Below are 18,476 nucleotides of genomic sequence, written 5' to 3' on the forward strand. Positions count from 1 at the left end.
GCACGATGACCGAAGTCAACAGGCCACCCCGGGTCGGCGGATGGACCCGCTTCGTGACCGCCCGGCCGCGGCTGTCGCTGCTCGCGGCCCTGGTGCTCACCGTGCTCGCGGTGCTGGCCGGCAGCGGCGTCGCCGACCGCCTCGGCAGCGGCGGCTGGGAGGACCCGAACGCCGAGTCCACCTACGCGACCAAGGCGCTGGAGCGCGAGTTCCCCGACTCCCAGCCCAACCTCCTGCTCCTCGTCGACTCCGGCCGGGCCTCGGTCGACGACCCGGCGGTCGCCGCCCAGGCCCGCACCCTCGTCGAGCGCCTGGCCGGCGAGAAGGGCGTCGTGGGCGTCGGCTCCTACTGGCAGGCCGATCCTTCGGCGGCTCCGGCCCTGCGCGGCAAGGACGGCCACGAGGCGCTGATAGCCGCCCGCATCACGGGCGACGAGAAGGCGATGGGGGACACCCTGGACCGCATCGCGCCCCACTACCGCGGGGCGCACGGTCCGGTGAAGGTCAAGGTCGGCGGCATCGTCGCCGTACGGCACGAGATGCAGACGATCATCAAGGAGGACCTGGCCCGGGCCGAGCTGATCGCCCTCCCGGTGACGCTCCTGCTGCTGGTGATGGTCTTCGGCAGCGCCGTCGCGGCCCTGCTGCCGCTGGGCATCGGCATCGTCGCCATCCTGGGGACGAACGCGGTGCTGCGCGGCCTGACGGAGCTCACCGACGTCTCCGTCTTCGCGCTGAACCTCACCACGGCCCTGGGACTCGGCCTCGCCATCGACTACGCACTCTTCATCGTCCGCCGCTTCCGCGAGGAACTGTCCACGGGCGCCGATCCGTTGACGGCCGTCGGCACCACCCTGCGCACGGCAGGGCGCACCGTGCTCTTCTCCGCGCTCACGGTCGCGGTGTCCCTGGCGGCGATGCTGCTCTTCCCGCAGTACTTCCTGCGCTCGTTCGCCTACGCGGGCATAGCGGTCGTGCTGCTGGCCGCCGCGGCCGCCCTGATCCTGCTTCCTGCCGCGCTGATGCTGCTCGGCCACCGGGTGAACTCCCTCGACCTGCGCCGACTGTTCCGCCGCGGCCGGGAGCCGAAGGTCTCGGGCGAGGAGGGCACGGCCTGGTCGCGCACCGCGACGCTGGTGATGCGCCGCGCCCCGTTCTTCGCCCTCGGTACCACGGCGCTCCTCATCCTCCTCGGACTGCCCTTCCTGGGCGTGAAGTTCGGCACGGCGGACGACCGCCAGCTGCCGTCGGGCGCCGAGTCCCACGTCGTGCAGCAGCACGTCCGGGACGGCTTCCCCGGCAGCCCCGGCGGCGGACTCGAGGTACTGGCCGAGGGGAAGGCGACCAAGGCGCAGTACGCCGCGTACGCGCAGCGGGTCTCCGCCCTGCCGGAGGTGGCACGGGTCGACGGCCCGCTGGTGCAGGGCGACTCGGCGTACTTCACGGTGCTGCCGAGGGGCGAGGCCGTCGACGACGCGGCCCAGAGCCTGGTGGGTGACCTGCGCGCCATGGACGCCCCGTTCGACACCAAGGTGACCGGCACGGCCGCCGTCCTGGTCGACTCCAAGCACGCGATAGCAGAGCGCCTGCCGTGGGCGGCCGCGTTCATCGTGATCGTCACCCTGTTCCTGGTCTTCCTGCTCACCGGCAGCGTGCTGATACCGGTCCAGGCGGTGGTGCTCAACGCGCTCAGCCTGACGGCGATGTTCGGTGCGGTGGTCTGGGTCTTCCAGGACGGCCATCTCTCCGGCCCGCTCGGCTTCACCAGCCCCGGCTCCATCGAGACGACCCTGCCGGTCCTGATGTTCTGTGTGGCCTTCGGTCTCTCCATGGACTACGGCGTGTTCCTGCTCTCCCGCATCAAGGAGGAGTACGACCGTACGGGCGACCACAACGAGGCGGTGCGGCACGGGTTGCAGCGCACGGGCGGGCTGATCACCGCGGCGGCGGTCATCCTGGCCGTGGTGATGGTCGCGATCGGCACCTCCCGGGTGACCAACACCAAGATGCTCGGCCTGGGCATCGCGCTCGCCGTCGTGATGGACGCGATGGTCGTGCGCAGCCTGCTGGTCCCGGCGATCATGCGCCTGACCGGCCGCGCCACCTGGTGGGCGCCGGGTCCGCTGCGCCGCTTCCACCAGCGGTTCGGACTGAGCGAGGGAGAGCCGGCCGCGCCCGCCGAGGCGGACGAGGAGAAGGAGGCCGCGACGGTGTGACCGGCGGGGGTGTTCTGCGAAGCTGTGGCACATGAGAGCCGTGGTGTTCGAGCAGTACGGGGAGCCGGCCGAGGTGCGGGAGGTGCCCGACCCGGAGCCCGCCGAGCACGGGGTCGTGGTCCGGGTCGAGGCGACCGGGCTGTGCCGCAGTGACTGGCACGGCTGGATGGGGCACGACCCGGACATCCGGCTCCCGCACGTGCCGGGGCACGAACTCGCCGGTGTCGTCGAGGCGGTGGGCCCCCGGGTGAGCGGATGGCGCCCCGGCGACCGGGTCACCGTGCCCTTCGTCTGCGCCTGCGGCAGCTGCTCCGCCTGTGCGGCGGGCGACCAGCAGGTGTGCGAGCGGCAGACCCAGCCGGGCTTCCACCACTGGGGCTCCTTCGCCCAGTATGTGGCGCTCGACCACGCCGATGTGAACCTGGTCGCGGTCCCGGACGGCATGTCCTTCGCCACCGCGGCCTCCCTGGGCTGCCGCTTCGCGACCGCCTTCCGCGCGGTGGTCCAGCAGGGCCGGGTGTCGGGTGGGGAGTGGGTCGTGGTGCACGGTTGCGGGGGCGTGGGCCTGTCGGCGGTGATGATCGCCGCGGCGTCGGGAGCCCGGGTGGTCGCCGTCGACGTGTCGCCCCAAGCCCTGGACCTGGCGCGGAAGTTCGGCGCCGCGGAGTGCGTGGACGCGACACAGGTGCCGGACACGGCGGCGGCCGTCCTCGACCTCACCTCGGGCGGCGCCCACCTCTCGCTCGACGCGCTCGGCTCCCCGTCCACCTGCGCCGCCTCGGTGAACGGTCTGCGCCGCCGCGGTCGCCATGTCCAGGTCGGCCTCCTGCCCTCCCCGGACGGTACGACCCCGGTCCCCATGGCCCGCGTGATCGCCCTGGAACTCGAACTCCTCGGCAGCCACGGCATGGCCGCGCACACCTACCCGGCGATGCTGGAGCTGGTCCGCGCGGGAGTCCTCCGCCCCGACCTGCTGGTCACCTCGACGATCCCACTGGACGCGGCCCCGGCCGCACTCACGGCGATGGACACGGCACCGGGCGCGGGCGTCACGGTCGTCGAACCCTGGAGCTGAGCCGGCCGAGGTGCCCGTGTCGCCGGTGTCCCACGCCAGGGCGGGACACCGGGCGCGCCGGGCGGGTTCAGGCCTGTCTGCGCCCGCGGTTGCCGGGCCGGGAGGCGACCCAGGCCCGCACGGTGTCGGCGTACCAGTAGGGCTTGCCGCCCTCCACATGGTCGGGCGGGGGCAGCAGCCCGTGTTTGCGGTAGGACCGCACGGTGTCGGGCTGGACGCGGATGTGGGCCGCGATCTCCTTGTAGGACCAGAGCCGTCGGTCGGTCATGAGCTGCACCTCCGTGCGCGCACCGCGGGGGCGGCCGGGAACGGCCGTCGGGGGAGCCGGGCGCTTCGCTGGCGATCGCCAAGCCTGTGCACGGTCAACGACGCAAAGTGAGCAACGGGCAGTGCCTGTCGACCGAGTGTGACCGAGGGCCCGCGTACGCGTGACGTATGTGACACACGGGAGGTGTTTGTGACACGGCCGTGGCAAAGCCGCACGCCGACACTGGTCCGAATGTCCGGACAAACCATTGACAGGGCTCCGGTTACGGGGCTACAAACCGGGGGAGAGCCGTGACGAAGGGAAACCGATGGCGTACGACCTGATCACCATGGGGCGGATCGGAGTGGACCTCTATCCGCTGCAGACAGGTGTTCCACTCGCCCAGGTGTCGTCCTTCGGCAAGTTCCTCGGCGGGTCGGCCACCAACGTCGCCGTCGCCGCGGCCCGCCTGGGCCGGCGTACCGCGGTCATCACCCGCACCGGCGACGATGCTTTCGGCGCCTATCTGCACGAGGCCCTGCGCGGCTTCGGAGTCGACGACCGCTGGGTCACCCCGGTCCCCGGACTGCCCACGCCGGTCACCTTCTGCGAGATCTTCCCGCCGGACGACTTCCCGCTCTACTTCTACCGGCAGCCCAAGGCGCCCGACCTGGAGATCGACGCCCATGAGCTGGACCTCGACGCCATCCGCGAGGCGGGCATCTTCTGGGTCACCGGTACGGGACTGAGCGAGGAACCCAGCCGTACGGCGACGCTGGCGGCCCTCGCGCACCGGGCCAAGTCCGGTACGACGGTCTTCGACCTCGACTGGCGCCCCATGTTCTGGCGCGACGACATCAGCGGCTCCCGCCGCGGGCCAGACAGTGCCCGCCCCTTCTACGCCGAGGCCCTGCGCCACAGCACGGTCGCCGTGGGCAACCTGGACGAGGTGGAGGTCGCCACCGGTGTGCGCGAGCCGCACGCCGCCGCCCGCGCGCTCCTCGACGCCGGTGTCGAACTCGCCGTCGTCAAGCAGGGGCCGAAGGGCGTCCTCGCCGTGAACCGGGAGGGCGAGTCGGCCGAGGTCCCGCCGCTCCCGGTCGACGTCCTCAACGGACTCGGCGCCGGTGACGCCTTCGGCGGCTCGCTCTGCCACGGCCTGCTGGCCGGCTGGGACCTGGAGAAGATCATGCGGCACGCCAACGCGGCCGGCGCGATCGTCGCCTCCCGGCTGGAGTGCTCCTCCGCGATGCCCACCCAGGACGAGGTGGCCGCCGCCCTCGCTGCGGGAGCGGTGCTGTGAGGGCCGGCAAGGTGGGCGGCGCCCACCACGAGGGCGGGGAGGGCATCGGGCACGCGCGCGTGGACGTCTCCGCGCTGGTCCACACCCGCACCCACCACCCCGAGGCGATCGCCGAGGCCGCCGTCCGCCGCGCCCGTCGGCCCCTCCTCAACGAGGACGGCCGGCTGATGATCGTCGCCGCCGACCACCCGGCCCGTGGCGCCCTCGGTGTCGGCGACCGCAGACTGGCCATGGCCAACCGCGCCGACCTGCTCGAACGCCTCTGCCTCGCGCTGTCGCGGCCCGGCGTCGACGGCGTGCTCGCCACCGCAGACATCCTCGACGACCTGCTGCTGCTCGGCGCCCTCGACCACAAGGTCGTCATGGGCTCGATGAACCGAGGCGGTCTGCAGGGCGCGTCCTTCGAGATGGACGACCGCTTCACCGGCCACCGCCCCGAGGACATCCAGCGGCTGGGCTTCGACGCGGGCAAGCTGCTGCTGCGCATCGACTACGACGACCCGGGCTCCCTGACCACCCTGGAGTCCACCGCCCGGGCCATCGACGACATGGCCGCCCGTCGGCTCCCGGTCTTCGTGGAGCCGTTCATCAGCCGCCGTACCCCCGACGGGAAGGTGATGAACGACCTGTCCGCCGAGGCGGTCACCAGGTCCATCGCCATCGCCTCGGGCCTGGGCGGCAGCTCGGCCTACACCTGGCTGAAGGTGCCGGTCACCGACAACCCCGACGACATGGCCCGGGTCATGGAGACCTCCACGCTCCCCGCGGTACTGCTGGGCGGCGAGGTCGGGGACGACCAGGAGGCGGCGTACGAGAAGTGGCGCGGCGCCCTCCAACTGCCCACCGTGCGGGGCCTGGTGGTGGGACGTTCACTGCTGTACCCGGCGGACGGCGATGTGGCCGCCGCCGTGGACACCGCTGTAGGACTGCTGTGAGGGGGCCGTATGACCAGCAATGACCTGCACCTGAGCAAGGGCTCGACCGCGGGCGCCCAGTATGTCGTCGACATCGACCCCAAACGGGCCGGATGGACGCACAGCAGTCTGCGGATCGTCGAGCTGGAGCCCGGCGGCACGCATATCTTCACCACCGGTGACAGCGAGTGGATCGTGCTTCCGCTGGAAGGCGGATGTACCGTCCGGACAGAGGGAAACGAGTTCCAACTCCTGGGCAGGGAAAGCGTGTTCGGCGGAGCCTCCGATTTCGCCTACGCCCCCCGTGACGCCCGGGTCCAGATCGCCTCCGGCGCGGGAGGCCGCTTCGCCCTGGCAGGAGCGAAGTGCGAGCGACGACTCCCCGCCCGCTACGGCCCCGCGCCGGAGGTCCCCGTCGAGGTGCGCGGCAGCGGCAACTGCTCGCGCCGCGTCCGCAACTTCGCCTCCGCCGACTCCTTCGACTGCGACAAGCTGATCGCCGTCGAGGTGATCACGCCCGGCGGCAACTGGTCCTCGTACCCGCCGCACAAGCACGACGAACACCGGCCCGGCGAGGAGTCGGAGCTGGAGGAGATCTACTACTTCGAGATCGACGGCCCGAACGGTTTCGGCTATCAGCGCGTATTCCCCTCCCGTGAGGGCGGAACCGACGTCCTCGCCGAGGTCCGCTCCGGCGATGCCGTCCTCGTCCCCGACGGATGGCACGGACCGTCGATCGCCCAGCCCGGGCACGACATGTACTACCTGAACGTCATGTCCGGTCCGGGTGAGACGCGGGAGTGGCGGATCTGCTTCCATCCGGCCCACCTAGAAAGTACAGAGGGTTACCGATGACCTCAACGACGAGGCTCACGGTCGCGCAGGCGCTAGTCCGCTTCCTGGCCGCGCAGTACACGGAGCGGGACGGCGTACGCCGCCGGCTGATCGACGCCACCTGGGGCATCTTCGGCCACGGCAACGTCGCCGGAATCGGCCAGGCGCTCATCGAGTACGGCGGCGACATGCCGTACCACCAGGGCCGCAACGAGCAGTCCATGGTGCACGCGGCGGTCGGCTACGCACGTCAGTCCAACCGGCTGTCCACGCACGCGGTGACGACCTCCATCGGCCCCGGCGCCACCAACCTCGTGACCGGCGCCGCCCTGGCCACCATCGATCACCTCCCCGTCCTGCTCCTGCCCGGCGACGTCTTCGCCACCCGCCCCGCCGACCCCGTCCTGCAGCAGCTCGAAGTCCCGTACGCGGGCGACGTGTCGGTCAACGACTGTCTGCGCCCGGTGTCGAAGTACTTCGACCGGATCACCCGGCCCGAGGCCCTGATCCCGGCCGCCCTCCAGGCCATGCGCGTGCTGGCCGACCCGGTCGAGACCGGTGCCGTCACCCTCGCCCTCCCGCAGGACGTGCAGGCGGAGGCCTACGACTGGCCGGAGGAGTTCTTCGCCGAGCGCGTGTGGACCGTACGGCGGCCGGGCCCCGACCCGGTCGAACTCGCCCAGGCCGTGCGGGCGATCCGGGCGGCGCGGCGGCCACTGGTGATCGCGGGCGGCGGGGTCCACCACAGCCGTGCCGAGGACGCCCTCGCCGAGTTCGCCGCGGCCACCCGCATCCCGGTCGCCTCCACCCAGGCCGGCAAGGGCTCCCTGCGCTGGGACCACCCCCAGGACGTCGGCGGCGTCGGCCACACCGGCACCGCGACCGCCGACGAACTCGCCCGCACCGCCGACCTGGTGATCGGCGTGGGCACCCGGTACACCGACTTCACCACCGCCTCCGGCACCCTCTTCGCCCACCCGGACGTGCGCTTCCTCAACCTCAACATCGCGCCCTTCGACGGCCACAAGCTCTCCGGCACGCCCCTGATCGCGGACGCCCGCAGCGGCCTGGAGGAGCTGACCGAGGCACTGGAGCTGCACGCCCACCGGGTGTCCGACGCGTACGCCATGGAGTACACCGAGGACAAGGAGCGCTGGGAGCAGCGCGTCGACGCCTGCTACGAGGCCGACGAGCCGGATGTACGGCCGACGCAGCCGCAGGTGCTGGGCGCGCTGGACGGGACAGTCGACGAGACGGACGTGATCATCAACGCGGCCGGTTCGCTCCCCGGCGATCTGCACAAGCTGTGGCGGTCGCGGTCGCGGGACCAGTACCACCTGGAGTACGGCTACTCCTGCATGGGCTACGAGATCCCGGCCGCGATCGGTGTGAAGCTCGCAGCCCCCGACCGGCCCGTATGGGCGCTGGTCGGCGACGGGACGTATCTGATGATGCCGACGGAGATCGTGACCGCCGTGCAGGAGGGCGTCGCGATCAAGCTGCTGCTCGTGCAGAACCACGGGTACGCATCGATCGGCGGGCTGTCCGAGACGGTGGGCGGCGAGAGGTTCGGCACCGCCTACCGCTTCCAGGCCGAAGACGGCACCTACACGGGCGCCCCGCTGCCCGTCGACCTGGCCGCCAACGCGGCCAGCCTCGGCATGCGCGTGCTGCGCGCGAAGACTGTCGGTGACCTGCGCACGGCACTCGCCGAGGCGCGGGCCGCCGACACTCCCACTTGTGTCTACGTGGAGACCGAAACCGCAGACACTGTGTCGGGCGCGCCTCCGGCGCAGGCCTGGTGGGATGTTCCTGTGGCCGAGACCGCGACCCGATCCTCCGCGGTCAAGGCACGTGAGCTGTACGAACGGCACGTCTCTACCCGACGCCGCCATCTGTGAAGGAGTAACCGGGCATGACGAAGATCGTCAACCACTGGATCGGCGGTAAGACCGTCGAAGGCGCGTCGGGTTCGTACGGGCCGGTCACGGACCCGGCGACCGGCGCGGTCACCACCAAGGTCGCGTTCGCCTCCGTGGACGAGGTCGACGCGGCGGTCGCCGCCGCCAAGGACGCCTACGCCACCTGGGGCCAGTCCTCGCTGGCCCAGCGCACCTCGATCCTGTTCAAGTTCCGCGCGCTGCTCGACGCCCACCGCGACGAGATCGCCGAGCTGATCACCGCCGAGCACGGCAAGGTGCACAGCGACGCCCTCGGTGAGGTGGCCCGCGGCCTGGAGATCGTCGACCTGGCCTGCGGCATCAACGTGCAGCTGAAGGGCGAGCTGTCGACGCAGGTCGCCAGCCGCGTCGACGTGGCCTCGATCCGGCAGCCGCTGGGTGTCGTCGTGGGCATCACGCCGTTCAACTTCCCGGCGATGGTCCCGATGTGGATGTTCCCGATCGCGATCGCGTGCGGCAACACCTTCGTGCTGAAGCCGTCCGAGAAGGACCCGTCGGCGTCCATCAAGATCGCCGAGCTGCTGGCCGAGGCCGGTCTGCCCGACGGCGTCTTCAACGTCGTGCACGGCGACAAGCTGGCCGTGGACCGCCTGCTGGAGCACCCGGACGTCAAGGCCGTCTCTTTCGTCGGCTCGACCCCGATCGCCCGCTACATCCACACCACCGCCTCCGCCAACGGCAAGCGCGTGCAGGCCCTGGGCGGCGCCAAGAACCACATGCTGGTGCTGCCGGACGCCGACCTGGACGCGGCCGCCGACGCCGTCGTCTCGGCCGCTTACGGCTCCGCGGGCGAGCGCTGCATGGCCATCTCCGCGGTCGTCGCGGTCGGCTCCATCGGCGACACGTTGGTGGAGAAGATCCGCGAGCGCGCCGAGAAGATCAAGATCGGCCCCGGCAACGACCCGGCCTCCGAGATGGGTCCGCTGATCACCAAGGTCCACCGCGACAAGGTGGCCTCCTACGTGGAGGGCGCCGCGGCCGAGGGCGCCGAGGTGGTCCTGGACGGCACCGGTTACACCGTGGACGGTTTCGAGGACGGCCACTGGCTCGGCATCTCGCTGCTCGACAAGGTGCCGACCAGCGCCAAGGCCTACCAGGACGAGATCTTCGGCCCGGTGCTGTGCGTGCTGCGCGTCGACACCTACGAGGAGGGCGTGGCCCTCATCAACGCCTCGCCGTTCGGCAACGGCACCGCGATCTTCACCCGGGACGGCGGCGCGGCCCGTCGCTTCCAGCTGGAGATCGAGGCCGGCATGGTCGGCGTGAACGTGCCGATCCCGGTGCCGGTGGGCTACCACTCCTTCGGTGGCTGGAAGGACTCGCTCTTCGGCGACCACCACATCTACGGCAACGACGGCACGCACTTCTACACCCGCGGCAAGGTCGTCACCACGCGCTGGCCCGACCCGGCCGACGCCCCGGCGGGCGTGGACCTGGGCTTCCCGCGCAACCACTGAGCCCGTACGGCGTGCCCCGTCCTCCGCATGGGAGAGGGCGGGGCACCGCCGTGCCCGGGCCTGCCCTACTGCTTCTGCTGTTGCTGCTGCTTGATCAGCTCGGTGAGGTCACCGGTCTGCGCGGCGGGCGGGGCCTTGACCGTGGCCGTCTTGCCGAACTTCTTGAAGTCCATGGTGACGGTCGCGGAGCCGAACGCCTGCTTCATGCGGACCGGCAGGTCCTTGTCGTTGACCCAGATGTCCATGGTCATCTGGCCGTTGGCGCCGGTCATCTGGCTGAGCATGTTGTTCTGGTCGCCGTAGACGTCCTTGAGCTTGCCCATCTGGTCCGCCTTCACCACGGCGTGGTAGTGGGTCGTGCTCTGTCCGTCGACGGTCTGCTTGCCGAGGTCGTCGACGTCGCTGGCGTACTTCAGGGCCTTCATGGAGGCCACCGGGCTGCCGCCGCCGGTGCCCCCGGCCATCGCCTGGCCGCCCTTCTCGCCGAACACGGCCGAGCCGTCGATCTTCATCCACTCCTTGCCCTTGAGCGGGCCGGAGGGCTGCGGGTCGACGTCGTAGTAATAAGCGCCGTCCACGAAGAGCATGCGGACCGTCGGCGAGCTCGTCAGCGTCTGCATCTGGACGGCCTTGGTGTCCATGTCGACGTCGAAGGCGAAACCGTCGCCCCAGGAGTACGTGCCCTCCATGGCCACCGGGCCCGTGCCCGTGCCCAGATCGGTGCTCATCTTCACCTCGGCCGAGCCGAGGTTCTCCGTCCGGTCCGTCGCCCGCGCCAGTGCCGCCATCGCCTTGTCGGCGTTGTCCACGGCCTTGGCCGCCGACTTCGCGCCCTCGGTGCCGCACGCGGAGGTCGCCAGCAGTGCCGCCGCCGTACACCCCACCCAGGCCACGGTGTGCTTCAGCTTCATGGTGTTCCCCACCCCTGAATTTGCTGTGTGCTGTTTGTGATTCCTTGACTCTAGCGGGCCCCACCGACAGTCGTGCGACCGCTTTACGGCGTCCGTATACCGGACGCTGCTACTTTTTTTGTCGTTCGTCCTGCGATTCCCGTATGGACCCCAGGTGCCGAATTGCCTGCACCGAGCTGCTGTTTACGTGATCGAAGTGCCTGTTGATCTTCGAATTCCGTAGGTAAACACCCATTGACGCGCCGGTTTTCGTCGGGGTTCTATCAGCGCCGGGAGCGACAGAAACACGTACGACGCGAGCCGCCGGAGGCGATAGCGCTCCCGCCCGAACCACCACCGCACGAGTCGATCGGAACCGCCGCATGACCGACACGCTCCGCCCCGTCGAGACCGCCGTCCTGGACGGGAGCTCGGACGCCCCTCAGAAGCTCAAGCGTTCCATCGGAGTGGTCGGCGGCACCCTGCTGACCCTGTCGTGCGTGACGCCCGCCTCCACACTGTTCGTGGTGGTCCCGGACCTGTTCGGCTCGCTCGGCACCGCGACCGCCCTGACGATCGCCATCGGCTCCCTCCTCTGTATCGCCGTGGCGTTCTGCTACTCGGAGCTGGGCACCCTCATCCCCAGCGCCGGCGGTGAGTACGCCATGGTCTCGACGATGGCCGGACGCCTGGCGGGCTGGCTGGTCTTCGTGCTGTCCCTGCTGGTCGTGATGATCGTCCCGCCGGTGATCGCGATGGGCACGGCCGACTACCTCGCACCGATCGTGCACCTCGACCCGGCGATGACCGGCGCCGGCGTGATGCTCCTCGCCACCCTCGCCGGCCTGCTCGACCTGCGGGCCAACGCCTGGATCACCGGCATCTTCCTGGTCCTGGAGGTCATCGCCGCCGGTGTCGTCGCCATGCTCGGCTTCACCCACGGCCACCGCGGCCTCGGCAGCCTCACCTCGATGCAGGTCGCGGGCGGCAACGGACACACGGACACCGTGACGGCCATGCTGGTCGTCTCCGGCCTGGCGATCGCCCTCTTCGTCACCCAGGGCTTCTCCACCGCCGTCTACCTCTCCGAGGAGCTGGAGCACCCGCGCCGCAACGTCGCCCGCACGGTCCTGGCCACCCTCGCCATCTCCACCGTGATCATCCTGGTCCCGGTCGTCGCCATCACCATGGGTGCCTCCGACATCAAGGAGCTGACCGGCGGCGACATCAGCACCATGGTCACCGCCTGGTCCAACTCGGCCGTCGGCACCTTCGTCAGCCTCTGCGTGGCCCTCGCGATCATCAACGCGGGCATCGTCATGGTCATCCAGAACTCCCGCGTCCTGTTCGCCTCCGCCCGCGACAAGGCCTGGCCCGAGCCGGTCAACAACGTCTTCTCCAAGCTCGGCCGCTTCGGCTCCCCCTGGGTCGCCACGCTCGCGGTGGGCGTGCCCGGCGCGCTGCTCTGCTTCGTCAACCTGGACACGCTCTACGGCGTCACGGGCGTCTCGGTGACCGGCATGTACCTGCTCGTCGCGGTCGCCGCCCTGCTCTCCCGCCGCGGCCACCACAAGCACACGCCCGCCTGGCGCATGCCGCTGTGGCCCGCGATGCCGGTCCTGCTCATCGCCGTCCTGGCCTATGTCCTCAGCCAGCAGGAGACCGTCTACCTGCTGTGGACCGGCGGCATCACCGCCGGCGCCACCCTCTACTGGGTCTTCTACCTCCGCCCGCGCGGCGAGACCCGCTGGCTGGTGTCGATCCCCGAGGACGCGCAGGCGTAACCCCGGCTCAGCCGAAGTCCCAGGTCACCACCGAGCACGTACCGTCGTCCTTGCCGCCCGCACTGCGATAGGCGGCAAGGGCGACATCGTTCCCGGTGTCGACCAGCACCCACATGCCGTAGCAGCCCAGCTCCCGGCCCAGCGCGGCGAGCCGGCCCACCAGCGCCCGCCCGATGCCCCGGCGCCGACACGGCTCCGCGACCGCGAGCTCGTACAGGAACATCTCGGTGCCCTTGTCGGGGTGGATGGTCTCCACGCCGCTGACGAATCCGACGGGGCCGGTCTCACCGTTCTCGCCGTCCTCTTCATAGGCGAGGAACAGATGGTGTCCGGCGGCGGTCAGGAAGCGCTCGGCCCACTCCGTGCGGACCGGGTGGTCGAACAGATGCTCGGCCCCCGCGACTTCGGCGACCGTGGTGGCACGACGGATGTCCATGCGCCTTCGTACCACGACCGAAGTACGCCGGAGGAGCCCTCTACTCCCACAGGAGGGCAAGGGGTTCAACCCGGCGGCTGCATCCGTTGTCGGTGACGGCCCGTACCGTTGAGCCATGGATCTTCGAGTGCCCGGATTCCGGGGGCTGCTTCGGGGGCCGCGGCGGCTGATGGCCGCCGCGGCCGTCGTCGTCGTGCTCGCCGGCGCCGGTACGTGGACGGCGGTCGCCTCGGACGACCCGCCCCCGGTGCGCCGGGCCGACCGGGTCGTCACGACCGGCGACGGGGTGCGCATCGACACCTCGTACTTCACCTCCGCCACCGCCGGCCGCCGCCCGGCCGTCCTGCTGGGGCACGGCTTCGGCGGCAGCAAGGACGACGTACGGCAGGAGGCGGAGGACCTCGCCCGGGACGGGTACGCGGTGCTGACCTGGTCCGCGCGCGGCTTCGGCAGGTCGACCGGGAAGATCGGGCTGAACGACCCCGAGGGCGAGGTCGCCGACGTCTCCCGGCTCATCGACTGGCTGGCGAAGCAGCCCCAGGTGCAGCTCGACAGCAGCGGCGACCCGCGCGTGGGCGTGGCCGGCGGCTCGTACGGCGGAGCCATCTCCCTGCTCGCCGCCGGACACGACGACCGGGTGGACGCCATCGCCCCGGCGATCACCTACTGGAACCTCGCGGACGCCCTGTTCCCGGACGGTGTGTTCAAGAAGCTCTGGGCCGGGATCTTCTTCAACTCCGGCGGCGGCTGCGACCGGTTCGAGCCCGCGCTGTGCCGGATGTACGACCGGGTTGCCGAGTCGGGCAAACCGGACGCGGCCGCGCGCAGTCTGCTGGAGGAGCGCTCGCCGTCCGCCGTCGCCGACCGCATCAAGGTGCCCACCCTCCTGGTGCAGGGCCAGACCGACTCCCTCTTCACCCTCGCCCAGTCCGACGCGGCCGCGAAGGCGATCCGCGCGAACGGCGCCCCGGTCGACGTCGACTGGATCGCGGGCGGGCACGACGGCGGAGACATGGAGTCCAGCCGGGTGCAGGCGCGGGTGACGGCCTGGTTCGACCGCTACCTCAAGGGCGACAAGAAGGCCGACACCGGCCCCGCCTTCCGGATCACCCGCACCGGAGGCGTCGACTCCACCGACGGCGCCGCCCAGCTGCGCGGCGCGAGCGCCGACGCCTACCCCGGCCTGGAGAACGACCGGCGGACCATCGCCCTGCGCGGCGGCGAGCAGCGCTTCGGCAACCCGGCCGGAGCCAGCCCGCCCGCCGTCTCCGCCCTGCCCGGCATCGGCGGCGGCAGTGGCGGCGGCCTCGCCCAGCTGTCCGCCCTCGGCGTCGGCATCTCCCTCGACTTCCCCGGCCAGTACGCGAAGTTCGACTCCGCAACCGTCACCACCGACCTGCGGATCACCGGCTCGCCGACGGTCACCGTCCATGTGACGTCGACCGATGACGACGCCGTCCTGTTCGGAAAGGTGTACGACGTCGGGCCGGGCGGCACCCAGCAGGTGCTGCCCTCCCAGCTGGTCACGCCCCTGCGCGTCGAGGGCGCCAAGTCGGGCAAGGACGTCACGGTCACGCTCCCGGCGATCGACCACGAGGTGCAGAAGGGCCACCGGCTGCGCCTGGTGTTCGCCTCCACGGACCTCGGCTACGCCTCCCCGGCGGCCCCGGCCACCTACACCGTCTCCCTGAAGGGAGACCTGAGCGTGCCCACCGCCCCGGCCGTCACGACCGCGGCCGCCGCGCTGCCCTCCTGGGTGTGGTGGCTGCCGCCGGCCGGCGCGCTGTTCGCCCTCGCCCTGCTGGTCACCGGCCGCCGCCGTACGGCGGTCCCCGCGCCCGACCCCGCTCTGGCCGAAGTCCCGCTCCAGATAACGGACCTGAGCAAGCGGTACGCGCAGTCCGCGGACCGGTACGCGGTGCGCGAGCTGTCCTTCCGCGTCGAGAAGGGCCAGGTGCTGGGCCTGCTCGGGCCGAACGGCGCGGGCAAGACGACGACCCTGCGCATGCTGATGGGCCTCATCAAGCCGGACGGCGGCGAGATACGGGTCTTCGGGCACGCGATCCGACCGGGCGCGCCGGTGCTGTCCCGGGTGGGCGCCTTCGTGGAGGGCGCGGGATTCCTGCCGCACCTCTCGGGCCGCGAGAACCTGGAGCTGTACTGGCAGGCGACCGGCCGCCCGGCCGAGGACGCGCACCTGGCGGAGGCCCTGGAGATCGCGGGCCTCGGTGACGCGCTCGCCCGCGCGGTGCGCACCTACTCGCAGGGCATGCGCCAGCGCCTCGCCATCGCCCAGGCCATGCTCGGCCTGCCCGACCTGCTCATCCTCGACGAGCCCACCAACGGTCTCGACCCGCCACAGATCCGCGAGATGCGCGAGGTGATGATCCGCTACGCGGCCGCGGGACGCACGGTGATCGTCTCCAGCCACCTCCTGGCCGAGGTCGAGCAGTCCTGCACCCACCTGGTGGTGATGGACCGGGGCCGGCTCGTCCAGGCCGGCCCGGTGGGGGAGATCATCGGCTCCGGCGACACGCTGCTCGTCGGCACCGCCGCACCCGTGGAGGAGCCCGTCGTCGAGAAGGTGGGCGCGCTGTCCGGCGTCGCCTCCGCGGTCCGCACCGAGGACGGCCTCCTCGTCCGCCTGGAGCCCGGCGGAAGCGCACAGCGGCTGGTCGCCGACCTCGTACGGCTCGATGTGCCCGTCGAGTCGGTCGGCCCCCACCGCCGCCTGGAGGACGCCTTCCTCACCCTGATCGGAGGTTCCGCGTGAGCACGCTCACCGAGCACACCGAGCCCGTCGAGGTGGCCTCCGGCTACCGGGCCGGGCGCACGCTGCCGCTGCGGGTGGAGCTGGTCCGCCAGCTCAAGCGGCGCCGCACGCTGATCATGGGCGGGATCCTCGCCGTGCTGCCGTTCGTGCTGGTCATCGCCTTCGCGATCGGCGGTGACCCGGGCAGCCGCAACGGCCAGGTCACGCTGATGGACACGGCCACCGCCTCCGGCGCCAACTTCGCCGCGGTGAACCTGTTCGTCTCGGCGGGCTTCCTCCTGGTGATCCCGGTCGCGCTGTTCTGCGGGGACACGGTCGCCTCGGAGGCCAGCTGGTCCTCCCTGCGGTATCTGCTCGCCGCGCCCGTACCCCGGGGCCGCCTGCTGTGGTCCAAGCTCGTCGTGGGGCTCGGGCTCAGCCTGGCCGTGATGGTGCTGCTGCCGGTCGTGGCGCTCGCGGTCGGCACCGCCGCCTACGGCTGGGGGCCACTGGAGATCCCCACCGGCGGCGCGCTCGACTCGGGCACCGCCGCCCAGCGCCTGGTGGTGGTCGTGGCGTATGTGTTTGTGTCCCAACTGGTCACCGCGGGCCTGGCGTTCTGGCTGTCGACCAAGACGGACGCCCCGCTCGGCGCGGTCGGCGGCGCGGTCGGCCTGACCATCGTCGGCAACGTCCTGGACGCCGTCACCGCCCTCGGCCACTGGCGCGACTTCCTGCCCGCGCACTGGCAGTTCGCCTGGGCCGACGCCGTACAGCCGCACCCCGAGTGGTCCGGCATGATCCAGGGCACCGCGATTTCCATAACGTACGCGCTCGTGCTGTTCGCCCTGGCCTTCCGGGGTTTCGCGCGCAAGGACGTGGTCTCCTAGGTCACCGGAGGATCACCCACCGGTCTCGGCGGGCCCGCTCCGTGGCCGCTTCGAGACGCATCCGCAACGCTCCGTGCCGCACGTTCCCGCCCGTGGCGCCGTCACAGTCACAGATATCGACGTCAACGGGCACAGGGGGCAGACGAGATGGAGCGGCACAGGACACGGCGGACACGGAGTGTGCTGATCGCCCTCGCGGCGGCGGGCGGCCTGCTGCTCACCGGCTGCGCGGGCGGCAGCGCGGACGGTTCCCACCGCGAGGCCAACAACGGCGGTTCCAAGAACGGCGGGCTTCCGGCTCCGGCGCCCGCCCCCGCGCAGAGCCAGGGGTCGCGGAAGGCACAGGGCGACGAGTGGAACACCCCCTCGGCCGACTACCTCTCCACCTTCGCCCTGGACGTGGACACCGCCTCCTACGGCTATGCGCGCCGCACGCTCGCCGACGGGCAGCGGCCCGACCCGTCGACGATCCGCCCCGAGGAGTTCGTCAACAGCTTCCGCCAGGACTACCGGCGCCCGGACGGCAACGGCTTCTCCGTCACGGTCGACGGCGCCCGTACCGACAAGCCGAACTGGTCCCTGGTCAGGGTCGGCCTGGCCACCCGAAACACCGCCGGGCAGACCGGTGAACGTCCGCCCGCCGCCCTCACGTTCGTCGTCGACGTCTCCGGTTCCATGAGCGAACCGGGCCGGCTGGACCTCGCCAAGCAGTCCCTCGGCACGATGACGGACCGGCTGCGCGACGACGACTCCGTCGCGATCGTCGCCTTCAGCTCGGAGGCCGAGACCGTGCTGCCGATGACCCGGCTCGGGGGCCACCGCGGCGAGATCCACGACGCGATCGACGGTCTGGAGGCGCTGTCCTCCACCGACCTCGGCGCGGGCGTCGAGACCGGGTACGCCACCGCCGTCGAGGGCCTGCGCAAGGGCGCCACCAACCGGGTCGTCCTCGTCTCCGACGCGCTCGCCAACACCGGCGACACCGACCCGGACTCCATCCTCGAACGCATCTCCACCGCCCGGCGCGAGCACGGCATCACCCTGTTCGGCGTCGGCGTGGGCAGCGACTACGGCGACGCCCTGATGGAGCGCCTCGCCGACAAGGGCGACGGGCACACGGTGTATGTGTCCGACACCGAGGACGCCCGCAAGGTGTTCTGCGAGCAGCTCCCGCAGAACATCGAGCTCACCGCCCGCGACGCCAAGGCCCAGGTCGCCTTCGACCCGCACACGGTCGCGGAGTTCCGTCTGGTCGGCTACGACGACCGCAGGGTCGCCGACGACGACTTCCGCAACGACCACGTCGACGGCGGCGAGGTCGGCCCCGGCCACACCGTCACCGCTCTGTACGCGGTCCGCACCAAGCCCGGCACCGACGGCCATCTCGCCACGGCCACCGTCCGCTGGCTCGACCCCGGCACCCGCGACCCGCACGAGGAGTCCGGTGAACTGGAGACCGCCGCGTTGCAGGACTCCGTCTGGAGCGCGAGCCCCCGCTTCCAGGTCACCGTGGTGGCCGCCTACTTCGCCGACGCCCTCCGCGAGGGGGACGACCGCTGGACCACGCTGCCCGGCGACCCCGGACTGAGCGAACTCCACCGCCACGCCGCCCGATTGGCCCGCACGACCGAGGACGAGGCGGTACGGCAGCTCGCCCAGGCCATCGAGCAGGCCGGACGCGGACTGGACTAGCGCGCGCTTCCCGGTGCTGCCGGAC

The 18,476-nt window shown here is 71.4% G+C and carries 14 protein-coding genes; 11 read left to right on the plus strand and 3 right to left on the minus strand.

The genetic code is table 11. The annotated features are described in order from the left end of the window. Positions 1-5: 5 nt before the first annotated feature. Together ACFY1J_RS01450 and ACFY1J_RS01455 are read left to right on the plus strand one after the other, a co-directional pair. Complete coding sequence (locus ACFY1J_RS01450) at positions 6-2,216, plus strand: MMPL family transporter (protein ID WP_390730375.1); 2,211 nt, start codon at positions 6-8, stop codon at positions 2,214-2,216. Between the two features lie 31 nt (positions 2,217-2,247). Continuing rightward, on the plus strand, positions 2,248-3,291 hold the full coding sequence (locus ACFY1J_RS01455; RefSeq protein ID WP_390706700.1) for a zinc-dependent alcohol dehydrogenase family protein: 1,044 nt from the start codon (positions 2,248-2,250) through the stop codon (positions 3,289-3,291). 67 nt (positions 3,292-3,358) lie between these two features. On the opposite strand, the gene ACFY1J_RS01460 is transcribed toward ACFY1J_RS01455, so the two are convergent. Next, positions 3,359-3,559, minus strand: coding sequence for an AlpA family transcriptional regulator (locus tag ACFY1J_RS01460; protein ID WP_263208920.1), 201 nt, complete (start codon positions 3,557-3,559; stop codon positions 3,359-3,361). Positions 3,560-3,866: 307 nt separating this feature from the next. Between ACFY1J_RS01460 and iolC the strand changes: the two genes are divergently transcribed. Genes iolC through mmsA form a run of 5 tightly spaced genes read left to right on the plus strand, consistent with a single transcriptional unit; the run spans position 3,867 to position 10,007 of the window. Beyond that, positions 3,867-4,841, plus strand: coding sequence for a 5-dehydro-2-deoxygluconokinase (gene iolC, locus ACFY1J_RS01465; protein WP_390706699.1), 975 nt, complete (start codon positions 3,867-3,869; stop codon positions 4,839-4,841). Positions 4,842-4,885: 44 nt separating this feature from the next. Continuing rightward, complete coding sequence (locus ACFY1J_RS01470) at positions 4,886-5,776, plus strand: deoxyribose-phosphate aldolase (protein WP_390706976.1); 891 nt, start codon at positions 4,886-4,888, stop codon at positions 5,774-5,776. A 9-nt stretch (positions 5,777-5,785) separates the two neighbouring features. Then, positions 5,786-6,610, plus strand: coding sequence for a 5-deoxy-glucuronate isomerase (gene iolB / locus ACFY1J_RS01475; RefSeq protein WP_390706698.1), 825 nt, complete (start codon positions 5,786-5,788; stop codon positions 6,608-6,610). Beyond that, on the plus strand, positions 6,607-8,490 hold the full coding sequence (gene iolD / locus ACFY1J_RS01480) for a 3D-(3,5/4)-trihydroxycyclohexane-1,2-dione acylhydrolase (decyclizing) (protein WP_390730376.1): 1,884 nt from the start codon (positions 6,607-6,609) through the stop codon (positions 8,488-8,490). The genes iolB and iolD overlap by 4 nt, the downstream gene beginning before the upstream one ends. 14 nt (positions 8,491-8,504) lie before the next feature. Continuing rightward, entirely contained in the window at positions 8,505-10,007 is a 1,503-nt protein-coding gene (gene mmsA, locus ACFY1J_RS01485) for a CoA-acylating methylmalonate-semialdehyde dehydrogenase (protein ID WP_390730377.1), read from the plus strand. Between the two features lie 65 nt (positions 10,008-10,072). On the opposite strand, the gene ACFY1J_RS01490 is transcribed toward mmsA, so the two are convergent. Further along, the gene (locus ACFY1J_RS01490; RefSeq protein ID WP_390706695.1) at positions 10,073-10,918 is read right to left on the minus strand and encodes a hypothetical protein; all 846 of its coding nucleotides are present in this window, start codon (positions 10,916-10,918) and stop codon (positions 10,073-10,075) included. A gap of 362 nt (positions 10,919-11,280) precedes the next feature. Here ACFY1J_RS01490 and ACFY1J_RS01495 point away from each other — a divergent pair, with 362 nt between their 5' ends. Further along, a complete protein-coding gene (locus ACFY1J_RS01495) occupies positions 11,281-12,681 on the plus strand; it encodes an APC family permease (RefSeq protein WP_390706694.1) in 1,401 nt (466 codons plus the stop codon). A gap of 7 nt (positions 12,682-12,688) precedes the next feature. Here ACFY1J_RS01495 and ACFY1J_RS01500 read toward each other — a convergent pair whose 3' ends face one another. After that, a complete protein-coding gene (locus ACFY1J_RS01500; protein WP_390706693.1) occupies positions 12,689-13,117 on the minus strand; it encodes a GNAT family N-acetyltransferase in 429 nt (142 codons plus the stop codon). Positions 13,118-13,232: 115 nt separating this feature from the next. Between ACFY1J_RS01500 and ACFY1J_RS01505 the strand changes: the two genes are divergently transcribed. From ACFY1J_RS01505 to ACFY1J_RS01515, 3 genes are all read left to right on the plus strand, one after another. Beyond that, positions 13,233-15,890 carry a CocE/NonD family hydrolase gene (locus ACFY1J_RS01505; protein WP_390706692.1) on the plus strand — a complete coding sequence of 886 codons (2,658 nt, stop codon included), beginning with the start codon at positions 13,233-13,235 and terminating at the stop codon, positions 15,888-15,890. Beyond that, entirely contained in the window at positions 15,887-16,759 is an 873-nt protein-coding gene (locus ACFY1J_RS01510; RefSeq protein ID WP_390730378.1) for an ABC transporter permease, read from the plus strand. The genes ACFY1J_RS01505 and ACFY1J_RS01510 overlap by 4 nt, the downstream gene beginning before the upstream one ends. A gap of 147 nt (positions 16,760-16,906) precedes the next feature. After that, entirely contained in the window at positions 16,907-18,451 is a 1,545-nt protein-coding gene (locus tag ACFY1J_RS01515; protein WP_390706690.1) for a von Willebrand factor type A domain-containing protein, read from the plus strand. Positions 18,452-18,476 lie beyond the last annotated feature (25 nt).

This window comes from Streptomyces sp. NPDC001406 (assembly GCF_042895285.1).
GTDB lineage: Bacteria > Actinomycetota > Actinomycetes > Streptomycetales > Streptomycetaceae > Streptomyces.